Raw genomic sequence first — 15,348 nt, forward strand, 5'->3', positions numbered from 1 at the left:
GCGATTCCGTCGCGGAGTGAGGGGGGGGGAGAGATGCAGAGGGCGTCTGCGCTGATCAGCCCTTGATAGCGCCGGTGATGACGCCCTTGGAGAAGTACTTCTGGAGGAACGGGTAGACGACCACGATGGGCGCGAGCGCCACGACGACGACGGCCATCTTGATCGACTGCGGGGGCGGGGCCTGCGAGACGCCGAGGGCGTCCGCGGTCATCGAGGAGCCCTGGATGACGTAGCTGCGCAGGATCATCTGGATGGGCCACAGGGACTGGTCGTTGATGTACAGCAGGGCGTTGAAGAACGAGTTCCAGAACCCCACCGCGTAGAACAGGCCGATCACGGCGATGACCGCTTTGGACAGGGGCAGCACGATCCGCATCAGGATCGTGAAGTCGCTGGCGCCGTCGATCTTTGCGGACTCGAGCAGCTCCTTCGGGATGCCCATGAAGAACGAGCGCATGACGATGAAGTTGAAGCCCGCGAACAGGCCGGGCAGGATCAGCGACCAGATCGTGTCCAGCAGGTGCAGCTCCTTCACCATGAGGTACATCGGGATCAGGCCGGGGCTGAAGAACAGGGTCACGATGATCGCCATGAGCATCGGCTTGCCGAAGAGCACCGGACGGCTGAGCGCGTAGGCCATCGTGATCGTCACGAACAGCGCGAGCAGCGTCCCCACGAGGGTGATGAACGCGCTCACGCCGATCGCACGGAAGACCAGCGGGCTCTTGAAGATCGTGCGGTAGGCCTCGAGCGTCGGGTCCGTCGGGAACAGGACGTAGCCGCCGGCGTCGCGGATCTGGTCGCTCGAGGCGAACGAGGTCGAGACGACCACGATCATCGGCACCACGATCGAGATGGTGACCACGGCGATCAGGAGGCCCTTGAGCACCGACAGGCCGGGGGAGGGTCTCTCCATCCAGGCGGCGCGCTCGCTGCGGCCGAAGATGCGCGACCAGATCCGCTCGTGCAGCGAGCGGTCGTCCCTCACGGGGCGGGCCGATGGGCCGGCCGACGGGCGTGCCGACGGTCCGGCGACGTCGTTCTCGTCGACCTCGGGGGCCGGGATGGTCGTGTGCTCGCTCATCGTGCGCTCCCTCGGTAGATGCCGTCCTCGCCGAGCATGTGGGCGAACTTGTTGGCCAGCAGGACGAGGATCGTGCCGACCACGCCCTTCGCGAGCCCTGCGGCCGCGCCCATCGACCAGTCGCCGCCGATCACGCCCGTGTAGTAGGCGTAGGTGTCCAGGACCTCCGAGGCATCGGCGCCCACGGCGTCGCGCTGGAGGATGAACTGCTCGAAGCCGACGGTGAGGATCGAGCCCAGGTTCAGGATCAGCAGCAGCACGATCACGGGGCGCATGCCCGGCAGCGTGATGTGCCAGGCGCGGCGGAAGCGCCCCGCGCCGTCGGCCGCGGCCGACTCGTAGAGCGAGGCATCGATGCTCGCGAGTGCCGCGAGGAAGATGATCATGCCCCAGCCGGCGTCCTTCCAGACGTTCTCGAAGGCGACCAGGAACGGGAAGGTGCTCGGGTTGGTCATGAACGGGATCGCGTCCATGCCGTGGGTCAGCAGGAACTTGTTGATGAAGCCCGCGCCGCCCAGCATCTGCTGGAACAGTGCGATGACCAGCACCCACGAGAGAAAGTGGGGGAGGTAGACGATCGACTGGAACGCCTTGCGCAGGCGCGGGGTGACCATCGAGTCGACGACGAGGGCGAGGACGATCGGCACCGGGAAGAAGAGCACGAGCTGGACGACCGCGAGGATCAGCGTGTTCTTCAGGGCGAGGAAGAAGCGGCTGTCGTCGAACAGGTCGATGAAGTTCTGCATCGCCATGTACGGCGCCTCGGTGATCTTGAGGTACGGCTGGTAGTCCTGGAAGGCGATCACGTTGCCGAGGATCGGGATGTAGAAGAACAGCAGCAGGCACAGAGCCCCGGGGATCATCAGGACGAGCATCTGCCAGTCGCGTCGCAGGCGCACCCCGAACGGTTCCCTGGGCCTGCGCGGTGCGCGGCCCTTCCTGCCTCGGCGCGAGGGGCTGCTCCCGCCCTGCGTGCGCAACGCGATCGCCTCCTCCTCCGCGGCCGTCGCCGGCGTCGTCTGGCTCATGGGTCTCCTCGCAGTTCATGAGGCGGCCTGGCGGCCTTCCCGCCGAGCTCCGGTGCTTGACAGGTTCTGCATGACCGTAAATGATCTTGGTCTGTCTGTAAATCCATTCACCGAATCGTGATCTGACGACTGTGGGATCCGAGGGGAGCGGCCGACGGGCCACGGGCCCGCCGTCAACGGTTCGCGGTTCTCGAACCCGGCCAGCGGTTCGCGGACCCGGGGCCGCAGTTCACCCTTCGGCTCGACGGGGCGGCAGACCCGGTCGGCTGCGGACGCCTCGTGCTCATTCCTGGTGCGCGCAAGCTGGCAGTCGCAGCCACGAGGCGGTGAGATGGTGCGCAGGAGCAGGCCGTCCGGATCCGGGCGACCCCAACACTTCGAAGGAGAGTGGTCCACGTGGAGGACCTGCGGATCGGCATCATCGGCTACGGCGCGCGCGGCGGGCTCTCGCGGCATGCGCATCGGCCGGGGGAGGGCTCGCGGGTCACGGTCGTCGCCGACCCCTCGGAGCGCGGCCGGAAGGACGCCCGCCAGCGCTTCGGGGACGAGGTCGCCTACGTCGCCTCGGTCGACGAGCTGCTGGCCGATCACGAGGTCGATGCGGTGATGATCCTGGCGCCCGACTTCGCCCACGCCGGGATCGCGCTGCAGACCCTCGGCGCCGGCGTCCCCACCTTCACCGAGAAGCCGATGGCGATCCGCGTCGAGGACACCGACGCCATGCTGGAGCTCGCGATGGAGAAGCGCACGCGCCTGTTCGTCGGCCACAACATGCGCCACATGCCCGTGATCCGCCAGCTCAAGGCGATCGTCGACTCCGGCCGGATCGGACGCGTGCGCGCCATCTGGTGCCGCCACTTCGTAGGCGCCGGCGGCGACTTCTACTTCAAGGACTGGCACGCCGAGCGCGCGCGGGCCACCAGCCTGCTGCTGCAGAAGGGCGCGCACGACATCGACGTCATCCACTGGCTCGCCGGCGGCTACACCCGCCGCGTCTCCGGCATCGGCGACCTCGCCGTCTACGGCGACATCAGCGACCGCCGCGACAACTCCGACCGCCGCATGTGGGACTGGTACGACGACTCCACCTGGCCTCCCACCGCCCAGAAGGAGCTCAACCCCACGATCGACGTCGAGGACATCTCGATGCTCAGCATGACCCTCGACAACGGCGTGCTCGCCTCCTACCAGCAGTGCCACTTCACGCCCGACTACTGGCGGAACTACACGGTGATCGGCGACGCCGGACGCATCGAGAACATGGGCGACGGCGGCGGGGACCAGATCCACATCTGGGAGTCCCGCAGGAGCGGCCCAGGCAGCCCCGACGCCGTCGAGGTCATCGACCGCGGCGACGGTGGCCACGGCGGTGCCGACCCCAACCTCGTGGGCGAGTTCCTGCGCTTCGTGCGCGAGGGCGGCGCGACCGACGTCTCCGTGATCGCCGCCCGCGAGGCCGTGGCCACCGGCGTTTACGGAGCCGAGTCCATCCGCCACGGCGGCGTGCCCTACGACATCCCCGAGGTCCCCGCCGACGTGCGCGCCTACTTCGACAACGGCCAGGCCTGAGGGGCCCGCACCCGCCCTCGCCAACCTTGGCGGTCGATGTTGCGAACTTGTTGGAATCCGTGCCGTATTCCAACAAGTTCGCAACAACGGCGGGACCGCGGGCACCATGGAGCGTCTCGGGCACCTGGTGGTTGCTTCGGACCACCGGTGGTCGAACCGCGGCATCAGGTGGTCGCCTCGCGAGGCCGCGGGCGTCGGCAGCTTCGCTCCGGTTGAAGTCTGCGGGGAGAGGCGACGGCATCGAAGAAATGGGAGGGGCCGTCGCGGGCTCCCTGACCTGCGCACTGTGGATGAGCAACCTTGCCACCGCATCGTCACGGCACCATGTGCGGATGTCCCGCCCGCCCACTCCGCTGCCTTCGGCACTCGGCCCCGTGTTCACGACGCGGCAGGCGCGCACGGCCGGCGTCACCCCACAACGGCTGCGTGCACAGGACATCGAGACGATCGATCGCGGGATGTACCTGAGAGTCGGAGCTCCGCTCACCTCGACCCACCTCGCGCGTGCTCTCGCGACGAACGAACCGAGGGTGGTGATCCGCGGACCCACAGCGGCGGAGCTCCTCGGCATGCCTCTGCCGTTCCGGGTGATGTTCGATCAGGGGGAGCCCGTCCACCTGAGCACTGAGACCACGCGCCGCAGCACTCCGTGGATCCGATGGCACGTGCGCACGCACGCAGCAGCAGAGACGATCGTCGTCGATGAGATGCGCCTGACCAGCAGGGTCCGGACCTGGTGTGATCTCGCTGCCCAGCTCACGGTCGACGAGCTCGTCGCTGCCGCCGACCATCTGGTGCGACAGCCGCGCCCGCGATTCGAGCGTCGTGCTCGGCCCTACGCCACACTGCGCGAGCTCGCGGCGGCGATCGCGAACTGGGGCAGGCCCTGGTCGGCGAAGCTCCGGGAGGCGCTCGCGCTCGCGCGCGTCGGCAGCGACTCGGGCGCCGAGACGGCGCTGAGGCTGGGCCTTGGACGCGCGAGCCTCCCGGAGCCCGCTCTCAACGTAGCGATCTGGAATGACGACGAGTGGCTCGGTGAACCGGATCTGCACTGGGAGAAGTGGAAAGTGTGTGCCGAGCACGAAGGCCCTAGCCATCTCGACCGCGATCAGCAGGCGAAGGACATCCGACGCACGGAGCGACGCACGAATGCGGGATGGATCGAAGTGCGCACGACGGCGACCGACCTTCACAGCGGCGCTGCCCGCGCCGCCCAGCGCGTGGCCTCAGCGCTCCGGCGTCACGGCTGGAACGGCTAGGGGCGTGCGCCGCGCATCGGTCGCGAACGCTCGCCAGTTCAGTGCTGTTCGCGCCCGGTCGATGTTGCGAAGTCGTTGGAATTCGTGCGCGATTCCAACAACTTCGCAACATCGACCGGGGAGGGTGCGGAGCGTCGGCGGGTGCGGGTGCGGGAGTTGGTGCTGGCGCTGGTGCCTGGGACGCTTCCGCGCCGTCACCGCCCTGCGATCACCTCGAGGAGGCGGGCGGCCTCGTCGCGGCCGGCGTCGCGGCCGGGGCCGAGCCACTTGCGGGTGTCGGCCGGGGGCTTCTCGCCCGTGAGCACGTCCCGCACGGCGGCCGTGGTGACCTTGTTCAGGTGCGTGGAGACGTTGATCTTGGTCATCCCGGCGGCGACGGCGTGGCGGATCCCCGCATCGCTCACGCCCGAGGAGCCGTGCAGGACGAGCGGCACTTCGACCCGGCTCGCGATCGCGCGGATCAGATCGAGGTCGAGCGCCGCGTCCCGCGTGGTCATCGCGTGGGAGGAGCCCACGGCGACGGCGAGCAGGTCCACGCCGGTGTCCGCGACGAACCGGGCGGCGTCGCCCGGGTCGGTGCGGGCCGACGGGTCGTGGACGCCGTCCTTGCCTCCCACCTCCCCGAGCTCGGCCTCGACGCTCACGCCGCGGGCGTGCGCCGCGCGGACGACCTCGCGGGTCCGCGCGCGGTTCTCGGCGTCGGGCAGCTTCGAGCCGTCGTACATGATCGAGGTGAAGCCGAGCTCGAGCGCCTCGGCCACGAGGTCGAGATCGTCGGCATGGTCGAGGTGGACCACCACGTCCTGGGTGCAGCGCCGGGCGACCTCGAGGGTCGCGAGGGCGATCGGCGCGAGCGCGCCGTGGTACTTCGCGGCGTTCTGGCTGATCTGCATGACGACCGGCAGACCGGTCGACTCGGCCGCGGCGGCGAAGGCCTCGGCGTTCTCGAGGTGGACGACGTTGAAGGCGGCGAGGCCGCGGTGCGCGGCGCGGGCACGGGCGGCCAGCGGCGCGAGGGCGCTGAGGGTCATGGCTGCTCCACGGGGGTCGGGGAGGGGGTCGGGGATGACGACGGGGGAGAGGGGGCGCGCTCGACCGTGATCTCGGCGAGCAGGCGGCGGGCGAGCGTCGGATCGATCTCGCCGGCGACGGGGCGGGCGACGGCGCTCGCGCTGATCGCGACGGCGCCGCGCAGCAGGTCGGGGAGGGCATCGCCGCGGGCCAGGGCGCGGGAGGCCGCGGCCACGGAGGCGTCGCCCGCACCGGTCGGATTCCCGCGGATCGGGCGGGGCGGTCGGGCGTGCAGCGCGCCGTCGGCCGTCACGGCGAGCATGCCGTCGGGCCCCTGCGAGCACAGGACGATGCCCGCGCCGAGGGCGATGAGCTCGCGGCAGGCGGCGATCGGATCGTCGATGCCGGTCGCGGCGCGGACCTCGCCGAGGTTGGGCTTGAGCACGGAGGCCCCGGCGCGGGCGGCGTCCAGGAGAGCGGGTCCCGAGGTGTCGACGACGACAGGCCGGCCGCGCCCGCGCAGGTCGGCGACCAGGGCGCTCACGTCCTCGCCGCGCAGGCCGCGGGGCAGGGAACCGCTGATCACGACCACATCCGCGGCGTGCGCTCGGGAGCGGACGTCGGCCAGGACCTGGTCCCGCTCCGCGGCCGTCAGCTCGGGGCCGGGCTCGTAGAAGCCGGTCGCGCCGTCGGGATCGACGACGGTGACGGTGCGCCGCGTCGCGCCCTCGATACGGGTCCAGGCCTGCTCGATCGCGCCGACGGAGTCGAGGCAGTCGGGCCTGTGGGCCGCATCGGCCCCGCCGCGCCCGTCGGCCCCATCGAGCAGCCCCGCGAGCTCCTCGCCGGAGGCGCCGCCGACGGGGCCGACGAGCACCGAGTCCTCGCCGAGCGCGGCGAGCACACGGGCGACGTTCACGCCCTTGCCGCCGGCGACGGTGCGCACCCGCTGCACGCGCTGCTCGCCGTGGACGGGGATCGCTCCGTCGACCTCGTACGTGACATCGAGGGCGGGGTTCGGGGTGAGGACGAGGATCATGACGCGCGCACCATCCCCATCAGCCCGGCGCCCTGGCAGCCTGCCCACATGCCCAGCGAGGACGGCAGCACCGGCGGGGTGGGCACGACGCCCAGGCGCCCGGAGATCGACTCCCGGAGCGTGTCCAGCACGATGGGCCCGCCCTCGGCGAGGCCGCCGCCGATGACCACGGGCAGCGTGCCGACGCTCGAGATGATCGTCGCGAGCGCCTGGCCCAGGGTGTCCAGGGCGCTGAACAAAATCCTCTCGGCATCCGCATCGCCCTCGCGGGCGCGGTCGACGACGGCGCGGGCGGCGGGGCGTCCGCCGTCGGTGGTGACCAGGGAGCGGGCATCGGGGTCGATCTGCTCGGCGAAGCGTCGGCCGATGGCGGAGGCAGAGGCGACCTCCTCGAGGCGCATCGTGCGGCCCGTGTACGGCTCCTCGACCCGCACCTGGCCGATCTCGCCGGTGAAGCGGTCGCCGAAGACGGCGCCGTCGTGCACCACGGCCGCGGCGATCCCGGTGCCGATGGGTACGAAGATCAGGTCGGCGAGCGGCGGGGCCTCCGCGCTGCCCGCGGCGGGGCGCTGGTCGAACAGGCGCCCGGCGCCCCAGGCGGCCTCGGCCAAGCCCCCGGCGCGGACGTCGTGGCCCAGGGCCAGGGGAGCGGAGAGCTGATCGCGCAGGAGCGCGCCGAGAGGGAGCTGCTCCCAGCCGAGGTTGACGGCGAGCTCGACGACCTCCCGCTCCTCGTCGATGATGCCGGGCACGGCGACACCCACCGGGGTGCTCTCGGCCAGGTGCGCCTGCTCGCGCAGGCGAGCCGTCTGCTCGGCGATCATCGCGCCCAGGGCGCGGGGATCGCGCGGCGTGGGCAGTGAATAGGGGACCGCGAGGGTGCCGTCGGGGGAGACCGCGCCGAACTTCGTGCGGGTCCCGCCGACGTCGACACCGATCGCCGGCCGCGCCGGTCGCGCCGGTCGCGCCGGTCGCGCTGGTCGCGCCGGCCGCGTCGAGGACGGCGCCGTCGGGCTCGTCGGCGGCGTCGTGGATGGAGGCGGAGTGCTCGTCATCGGAGGTCTCAGACCAGGTGCACGGCGCGGGTGAGGTGGCGCGGGGTGTCGGGGACGAGCCCCTTCGCCTCGGCGCGGCGCACGGCCCAGAGGTGGACGGCGACGAGCTGGGCGAGGGGGTCCAGGTCCGAGGCGACGAATGCGGATCCCGCCTGCTCGGTCTGCGCGGCCAGACCTGCCGGCGCGGGGCCGAACTGGTATGTGATGCGGCCGCTCTGGGCGATCGCGATCGGGCCGTGCCGGTACTCCATCGCGTAGTAGGACTCGGTCCAGGACTGGGAGGCCTCGCGCATCTTCAGGCCGGCCTCGTCGGCGAGGCCCTTGGTCCACCCGGTGCCCAGGAAGGTGATCTGATCCGCGTCGATCCATTCCTGCGGGATCTCGCGGTCCAGCACGCCGCGGGCGTCGGCGATCGCGCTGTTCAGGTCCTCGCCGAGGGAGGCGCGCAGCAGGGCCAGGGCGCTGGTGGCGAAGCGGGTCTGGACGACGGACGTCTCGTCGGCGAAGTCCAGGACGATCTCGGCGTCGGCGTGCTCGCTCGCCGGGCCGCCGGCGACGGCGGTGACCAGCACGCTCGGGACGTCAGAGAGCCGCCGCAGCACGTCGATGATCTCGGTCGTGGTGCCGCTGCGCGAGAGCGCGATGACGCGGTCGTAGCTGCGGGCGGGGGAGACCTCGGTGGGGGTGAGGGCATCGGTGACGCCCTGGCCGGCGGCCTCGCGCAGCTTCGCATAGGCGATCGCCATGAACCACGAGGTCCCGGCGCCCACGATCAGCACGCGCTCTCCGGCGCGCGGCAGCAGGTCGCGCACGGCCGGCAGCAGGTCGATCGCCTGCTGCCAGGTCTCGGGCTGGGTGCGCAGTTCGGTCTCGGTGGCGCTGGTCATCGCGTCTCCTTCGGGGATGTGCCGGGGCCGGCGGGTGGGTGGTCGATGGATGGGCGGCCGACGGGGCGGCGTCCGCGAAGCTGCGATCCTTCGGTGATCGTTTATGAGCATATCGAATCAGAACGCTCATGTCTGCGCAATCGGTGAGACGGTGCACAGGGGCTCGCGCCGGCCGCTCCGCGCACTCTTCAGACGGACTCGCCACCGGCAGGGCAGCTGCGTCGCATACCCTCGATGCAGCGATCTCGAACCGCACATCCACCGCACATCGCATGACGAGGAGGCGACCGGTGCCCAGCGACGCAGTGCCGAGCTCCCCCGCGGCGACCGACCGCACCTCGGGCGCGCCCGCCCGCGGGCGCCGTCAGCGCCTGGACCGGATCCTCGACCTGGTGATCGAGCGCGGCCATGTCCGCGTGGACGAGCTCGCCGGCGACCTCGGCACCTCGCCCGCGACGGTGCGCCGCGACCTCGACAGCCTCGCCGCGCAGCAGCTGGTGATCCGCAGCCATGGCGGGGCGTCGGCGCATCCCGACGCGAGCGCGCTGCCCATGCGCTACCGCTCCACCCGCCACGCCGACGCGAAGGACGCGATCGCCCGCGCCGCCGTGGACATGCTCGAGCCGGGCACCGTCGTCGGCATGAACGGTGGCACCACCACGACCGCGCTCGCCCACGAGCTCGTCGCCCGCGACTCGATCCGCGAGGCCACGCGGCCCACGACCCTGGTGACGAACGCGCTGAACATCGCCCAGGAGCTCGCGGTGCGCCGGCACCTGCAGCTCGTGGTGACCGGTGGGATCGTGCGCGGCGGCAGCTTCGAGCTGGTGGGCGGCTGGGCCGAGCAGATGCTCGAGCAGATCCGCATCGACCTGCTGTTCCTCGGCGTCGACGGGATCAGCGCCCGCGACGGCGCCTGCACCCATGACGAGGCCGAGGCGCTGATCTCCGCGCGCCTCGCCGATCGCGCGGAGAAGGTCGTCGTGCTCGCCGACTCCTCGAAGATCGGCACCAGCGCCTTCGCCCGCATCCAGGCCACCGAGGGCCTGGACGCCGTGGTCACGGACGCGGGAGCAGAACCCGACGCCGTCGCGGCGCTGCGCGGGGCGGGCGTCGAGGTCGTCGTCGCGAAGGAGAGCAGCCGATGAACACCGCCGGACGCCCGGTGACCCTCGCCGACGTCGCCAAGAAGGCGGGCGTGTCCGTCGCGACCGCGTCGTTCGTGCTCTCGGGCCGCGGGGGCGAGCGATCCTCCGGATCCCCGGAGACCAAGGCGAAGGTGCGGGGTGCGGCCGAGGAGCTCGGCTACGTCCCCAACCGCAACGCCCGCTCCCTGCGCACGGGCCGCAGCGGCGGCATCGTGCTCGCCCTGGGCATGCTCGAGGACCCGTGGGGACTGAGCCTCGCCGGCGCGGTGCGCGATCGCGCCCTGCCCGAGGACCTCTCGACCCTGATCCTGGGCGACGAGCGCTGGTTCGAGTTCCTCTCCGGCTCCGCGTTCGACTGCTCGTTCGTCACCAGCATCGACTTCACGCCCGAGGGCCCCGAGCAGGTGCGCCACCTCGCGCGGGGGCAGAGCGGGATCGTCGCCTTCAGCGAGCGCATCGAGCCGGAGCGGTTCGACGTCGTCTCCTCCTCCGCGCTTCCCGCTGTGCACGCCGCCTACCAGCGGCTGCGCGCGCGGCACGAGTCCGTCGCCTTCATGTCCGGCCGGGAGATCGACCCCGAGCGCAGGCCGTTCTTCCCCTCTCGCGCGCACGTCTTCCTCGACGCCGCGGCCGAGGCCGGCGACGGCCCGGGCATCGACCTCGTGCACGCCTCGGGCACCGACCGCCAGCAGAGCTTCGAGTACTCCCAGGCCTGGCTCGACGGGCCGGACCGGCCGACGGCCGTCATCTGCTCCACCGGCTACCAGGCGCTCGCGCTGCAGGTCGCGGCGATGCACGCGGGCATCTCGGTGCCCGAGGACCTCGAGATCATCTCCATCGGCGACGTCCCCGACGACGCCCAGATGCTCGGCCCCATCAGCTACTACGGCGTCCAGGACGTGTTCGCGCGGATGGCCGACATCATCCTCGCGCGGGCGCTGGACCGCGAGGGCACCCCCGGCAGCCTGCACCGCTTCGACTGGGAGTTCTTCCCCGGCGGCACCACGATCGACGGGGACTGAGCGCTCCGGCATCTACGCTGGACGTCATGCCCACCGCCTCCCGCTCCGCGTCCCCCGGCTCTCCCGAGCTCACCACCTGGTCCCTGCCGGGCCTCTCGCTCACCGACGTGCGCGTGAGCGCACCCCTGGACCACGCCGACCCGTCGGGCCCGCACATCGAGGTCTTCGCGCGCGTCGCCACCGCCCCCGGCGGCGAGGACCGGCCCCTCCTCGTCTACCTTCAGGGGGGCCCCGGCTCCGAGGCGCCCCGGCCCAGTGCGCACCCCGCGAACCCCTCCTGGCTCGCCCGTGCGCTGAAGGACTATCGCGTGGTCATGCTCGACCAGCGCGGCACCGGACGCTCGACCCCCGTCGGCCTCGACTCCGCGCTGCCCGAGGGCGCGATCGACGTCGTCGCGCCCCCGGGTGCCGATCTCCGCGCCCCGGCGACCCTGCGCGAGGCGAGCCCTGCCCAGCAGGCCGACTATCTTGCGCACTTCCGGGCCGACGCGATCGTCGAGGACGCCGAGCTCGTCCGCGAGACCCTCGGCGCACGGACTTGGAGCCTGCTGGGCCAGTCCTTCGGCGGGTTCACGGCCCTGCGCTACCTCAGCGCCCACGCCCAGTCGCTGGACACGGCCATGTTCACCGGGGGCCTGCCCAAGCTGGGCCCCGACCTCGACGTGGTCTACGAGACCACCTGGCAGGGCATGATCCGCCGCAGCGAGGCGCACTACGCGCGCTTCCCGGGCGATCGCAACCGCATGCAGCGCCTCGTCGAGCGGGCCGCCGCCGGCCGCCTCGTCCTCGGCGACGGAGAGATCGTGGGCGTGGAGCGGCTGCGGCGCCTCGGCCACCTGCTGGGCGCCTCGGGAGGTTCCGAGAAGCTGCACTACCTTCTGGAGAACGAGCCCGACAGCCCCGTGCTGCGGCACGATCTCGCCGCCGCGCTTCCGTTCGGCGGCCGCAACCCGATCTACGCGGTCCTGCACGAATCCTGCTGGGCCGACGGCGTCGCCATGGACTGGGCGGCCGAGCGCACCATGCCCGAGGCGGTCCGCGCCGACGCGACCCTGCTCGCGGGCGAGCACATGCACCGCGAGGCGATCACCGAGGACCCCGAGCTTGCCCCCTGGGCGCAGGCCGCCGACCTCCTCGCCGCGCGGCAGTGGCCGGTCCTCTACGACCCCGAGGCGCTGCGCGCGGCCGACGTCCCCGTCGCCGCGGCGGTCTACTACGACGACGCCTACGTCCCGCGCGAGTTCTCCCTGGCCACGGCCGATCTGCTGCCCCGCGCCACCTGCTGGGTCACCAGCGAGTTCCAGCACAACGGGCTGCGCGCGAGCGGCGACGGCGTCCTCGACCACCTGATCGGGATCGTGCAGGGCACTCGCCTCGCGTGAGGGTGTGAGGCGTGGGGGTGCAGGGCATGGGACCGCGCGGCGCGGGGGTGGAGGACGTGGGACCGCGCGGCGTGGGACAGCGCGGCCTGGGACCGTCGCGCGGGTGGAGCCTCAGCCGGGGAACCTCGTGTCCGTCTGGCGTGCGATGAACCGCGCGGTGCTGAGAGTGAGGTCGGGGCGGGCTGCGCGGATCCGCCGGATGCCCTCAGCCGATCCGGCCCGCTCGCCGCGCCCCTGGGCTGCGAGCAGGTCGTGCGCCCAGGCCGCGGCGTCGGCTTCGTCCTCGAAGCCCGCTTCCCGCAGGGCCCAGCGCTGATCGCGGCGGTCTCCGAAGAGCTTGTGCCGGAGGTTCTCGAGGTGACCACGGGAGGATGCCATGCCTCCACTCTGCCGCGGCGCGCGGGCGGGGGCATCGGCAGAACGTCGGTGACGGGGCGCGACCTTGGTCCTGCGAGCTCCGGTCCCCGGCGCGCGCAGGGGCGACGAGGGCGCGCGCCGAGGCGGCGGAACCTCAGTGCACGTCGATCCTTTCGCGGCGCGGTGCATCCTCGGTCCTTCCGCGCTCCCGCCGCAGGCGCCGTGCGTGAAGTCGGGCCGCGGCGAAGACACACCCGATCACCAGGATCGCCATGCTCATGAGCGCGAGCACCACGGAGAAGGTCGCCGTGAGCGAGGCCAGGGAGATCAGCGCGCTCGAGGTGATGATCCCCAGCGCGTTCGCGGTGCGCAGCAGGGCGAAGACCTCCGCCCGCTGCTCGGGCACGACCAGTCGGTCCAGGACCAGCTGGTAGTAGGTGGCGAGCGGGGCGAGCACGAGACCCACCAGCAGGGCGCCGACCAGCGTCGCCGCCACGGAGTGACCGGCCATCACCGAGAGAACCCCGAGCGCCATCACCATCAGCCACGCAAGCACCGTGCGCCGACGCGGCATCGCATTGCGCACGCTGACCCAGATCCCGCCGGTGATCGAGGTGAGGCACAGGGCGAGGGGGAACAGGACGCCCCATGAGGGCTCGAGCCCGAAGTCGACGGCCATCGAGACCGCACCGATCTCGATCGCCGCGATCGCGGCGGAGCTCGAGGCCGCGCACAGCAGCCACACGGCGATCATCGGCGTCACCTGCAGCTTCGCAGTCCTCGACGTCTCTCCATCGACACTGCAGCCCTCGTGCACCTGCGGGAGCAGCAGCACCGGGCCGACACCGAGCACGACCATCGCCCAGGCGGCGGCCTGCGGCGAGAGCGCACCCAGCACGGAGGCAAGCACCGGCGCGGCGGCGAACACGACCTCGTTCAGCGTCGCGGTGATCCCGAGCGCGCGCGGCAGACGGCCGGCCGGGACCAGGTGGTTCAGGACCGCGCGCAGGTGCCCGAAGGCCGCTCCGTTGACGACACCGGCCGCCGCGGCCGCGGCCACGACAAGTTCGAAGGGCGCGCCGATGCCGGCGAGGACCGCGATCGCCGCGAGGGCGAGGGTGCGCAGGCCGATCAGGGTGCGCAGGAAGCGGATCCGGTCGAAGCGCTGCCCGATCCGCGTGACGGGGACGGCCCCGACGACCTGGGCGAGCGTCATCACGGTCATCATCGCCGCGCCGCTCGCGGCGTCCCCCGTCAGCGGCAGGGCGATCAGCGCGAAGGCGATGGGAGCCGCAGCCTGCGGCACGGTGAAGGACCCGTAGGAGAGGTACCAGCGCAGCAGCGGGCCGTCGGTCCGGCGGGCCGGGGCGGGAGCGGTGACCGGGTGCGTCACGGGTGACCTCCTTCGAGGCGTATCGAGGGCGCGGCAGCGCCCCGGCTCCTGCCCCAGGCCCGTGGGGAGCGGGCGGGCAGGGCGGCGCGGGGAGCATTCGCACATCAGCGGTGGTGAGGGCGAGGCACGCGGCCCTCATGCGCAACATAATGCCCACCTCGGCCGGTGTGCAATATAGTGCTCATCACCATGGATGACGCACAGCCCACGCCCTCGCACGCCGGCTCCGGCCGCATGCGCCAGGCCGTCGTCGAGCAGATCGGGTCCCGGATCCGCGCCGCCCGGCAGGAGAACGACCTGAGCGTGGGTGCGCTCGCCGAGCACAGCGGCGTCAGCCGCCGCATGCTCACCCAGATCGAGCTCGGCCAGGCCAATCCCAGCGTCGCGATCCTCGACCGCGTGGCAGCGGGGCTGGGCACCACGTTCGCGGCCCTGATGGGCATCGGTGCGCACGCCCAGCCCGACGGCGTCGAGGTGTGGTCGACCGACGGCGGCTCCTGGGCGGTGATCCTCGATGCCATGGATGCCCCCGGCGTCTCCGTCGAGACGTGGAAGTGGAGGCTGCTGGGCGAGGACGTCTACGAGGGTGGCTCCGGCGTGCCCTCCTCGGGCCGCATGCTGCACGTGATCGAGGGCGCGCTCGAGGTCACCACCGAGCAGGGGACCGAGGTGATCGAGGCGGGCGGCACGGGACGCGTGGTCACCGACGCGACCTACCGCTACCGCTCACTGCGCGAGCCGGGCACGGTGTTCCTCAGCGTCGCGCTGCAGCCGCGCACGGTCTGAGCGCGGAGCGCGGCGCTCACTGCTGCGCGCGGATGCCCTGCCCGGATGCACCCGACCACGACACTCATTCGCGCGGCCCGGGAACTTCCGTCGGTCCGCTCCGGGGCCGGCCTGCGCTGAGCAGGTCGATCACGCCCAGGACGACCAGGACGACGCCGAGCGGACGCCCGCGGAACCAGAGGAACTCGAGGTCCGGCAGGAACAGCGCGAGCACGCCCCCGACGAGGACCAGTGCCGCCCCGATGATGTGCTGGCCGCTCATCGCGCACCTCGCCTTCTCGTAGCACAGGGGGCGATGGGCAGGTGCCGGGTCGCCCCGCCGCCGAGA

At 72.0% G+C, this 15,348-nt stretch carries 15 protein-coding genes; 6 read left to right on the top strand and 9 right to left on the bottom strand.

Going from position 1 to position 15,348, the window contains the following annotated elements:
* Positions 1-55: 55 nt before the first annotated feature.
* Entirely contained in the window at positions 56-916 is an 861-nt protein-coding gene (locus Bra3105_RS13730) for a carbohydrate ABC transporter permease (RefSeq protein ID WP_407650920.1), read from the bottom strand.
* A 164-nt stretch (positions 917-1,080) separates the two neighbouring features.
* Positions 1,081-2,112, bottom strand: a complete 1,032-nt coding sequence (locus tag Bra3105_RS13735) for an ABC transporter permease (protein ID WP_228357278.1) — start codon at positions 2,110-2,112, stop codon at positions 1,081-1,083.
* 396 nt (positions 2,113-2,508) lie between these two features.
* On the opposite strand from Bra3105_RS13735, the gene Bra3105_RS13740 reads away from it, so the two are divergent.
* On the top strand, positions 2,509-3,681 hold the full coding sequence (locus Bra3105_RS13740; protein ID WP_228357279.1) for a Gfo/Idh/MocA family protein: 1,173 nt from the start codon (positions 2,509-2,511) through the stop codon (positions 3,679-3,681).
* A 665-nt stretch (positions 3,682-4,346) separates the two neighbouring features.
* Entirely contained in the window at positions 4,347-4,940 is a 594-nt protein-coding gene (locus tag Bra3105_RS13745; protein WP_228357280.1) for a hypothetical protein, read from the top strand.
* 194 nt (positions 4,941-5,134) lie between these two features.
* On the opposite strand, the gene Bra3105_RS13750 is transcribed toward Bra3105_RS13745, so the two are convergent.
* From Bra3105_RS13750 to Bra3105_RS13765, 4 genes are read right to left on the bottom strand one after another with little or no spacing between them, the layout of a single operon-like run.
* A complete protein-coding gene (locus tag Bra3105_RS13750; protein ID WP_228357281.1) occupies positions 5,135-5,971 on the bottom strand; it encodes a class II fructose-bisphosphate aldolase in 837 nt (278 codons plus the stop codon).
* Positions 5,968-6,990 (bottom strand): 1-phosphofructokinase family hexose kinase, encoded by a 1,023-nt coding sequence (locus Bra3105_RS13755; RefSeq protein WP_228357282.1) that lies wholly within the window; start codon positions 6,988-6,990, stop codon positions 5,968-5,970. Before Bra3105_RS13755 ends, Bra3105_RS13750 begins: the two co-directional genes overlap by 4 nt.
* A complete protein-coding gene (locus Bra3105_RS13760; RefSeq protein WP_228357283.1) occupies positions 6,987-8,045 on the bottom strand; it encodes an ROK family protein in 1,059 nt (352 codons plus the stop codon). The genes Bra3105_RS13755 and Bra3105_RS13760 overlap by 4 nt, the downstream gene beginning before the upstream one ends.
* A gap of 8 nt (positions 8,046-8,053) precedes the next feature.
* The gene (locus Bra3105_RS13765) at positions 8,054-8,932 is read right to left on the bottom strand and encodes an SIS domain-containing protein (RefSeq protein ID WP_228357284.1); all 879 of its coding nucleotides are present in this window, start codon (positions 8,930-8,932) and stop codon (positions 8,054-8,056) included.
* Between the two features lie 290 nt (positions 8,933-9,222).
* Between Bra3105_RS13765 and Bra3105_RS13770 the strand changes: the two genes are divergently transcribed.
* From Bra3105_RS13770 to Bra3105_RS13780, 3 genes are read left to right on the top strand one after another with little or no spacing between them, the layout of a single operon-like run.
* Positions 9,223-10,080, top strand: a complete 858-nt coding sequence (locus tag Bra3105_RS13770; RefSeq protein WP_228357285.1) for a DeoR/GlpR family DNA-binding transcription regulator — start codon at positions 9,223-9,225, stop codon at positions 10,078-10,080.
* Positions 10,077-11,102, top strand: a complete 1,026-nt coding sequence (locus Bra3105_RS13775) for a LacI family DNA-binding transcriptional regulator (protein ID WP_228357286.1) — start codon at positions 10,077-10,079, stop codon at positions 11,100-11,102. The genes Bra3105_RS13770 and Bra3105_RS13775 overlap by 4 nt, the downstream gene beginning before the upstream one ends.
* A gap of 26 nt (positions 11,103-11,128) precedes the next feature.
* Positions 11,129-12,484 (top strand): alpha/beta fold hydrolase, encoded by a 1,356-nt coding sequence (locus tag Bra3105_RS13780; RefSeq protein WP_228357287.1) that lies wholly within the window; start codon positions 11,129-11,131, stop codon positions 12,482-12,484.
* A 111-nt stretch (positions 12,485-12,595) separates the two neighbouring features.
* Here the strand turns inward: Bra3105_RS13780 and Bra3105_RS13785 are convergent, their stop codons facing one another.
* Both Bra3105_RS13785 and Bra3105_RS13790 read right to left on the bottom strand, forming a co-directional pair.
* Complete coding sequence (locus Bra3105_RS13785) at positions 12,596-12,862, bottom strand: hypothetical protein (protein WP_228357288.1); 267 nt, start codon at positions 12,860-12,862, stop codon at positions 12,596-12,598.
* A 133-nt stretch (positions 12,863-12,995) separates the two neighbouring features.
* Positions 12,996-14,234: an MFS transporter gene (locus tag Bra3105_RS13790; protein ID WP_228357289.1), complete on the bottom strand. Its 1,239-nt coding sequence runs from the start codon at positions 14,232-14,234 to the stop codon at positions 12,996-12,998.
* A gap of 189 nt (positions 14,235-14,423) precedes the next feature.
* Between Bra3105_RS13790 and Bra3105_RS13795 the strand changes: the two genes are divergently transcribed.
* On the top strand, positions 14,424-15,020 hold the full coding sequence (locus Bra3105_RS13795) for a helix-turn-helix domain-containing protein (RefSeq protein WP_228357290.1): 597 nt from the start codon (positions 14,424-14,426) through the stop codon (positions 15,018-15,020).
* A 64-nt stretch (positions 15,021-15,084) separates the two neighbouring features.
* Here Bra3105_RS13795 and Bra3105_RS13800 read toward each other — a convergent pair whose 3' ends face one another.
* Entirely contained in the window at positions 15,085-15,282 is a 198-nt protein-coding gene (locus Bra3105_RS13800; protein WP_228357291.1) for a hypothetical protein, read from the bottom strand.
* Positions 15,283-15,348: the final 66 nt, after the last annotated feature.

Origin of the sequence: Brachybacterium halotolerans subsp. kimchii (assembly GCF_020792675.1) — a bacterium.
GTDB classification, from domain to species: domain Bacteria; phylum Actinomycetota; class Actinomycetes; order Actinomycetales; family Dermabacteraceae; genus Brachybacterium; species Brachybacterium halotolerans.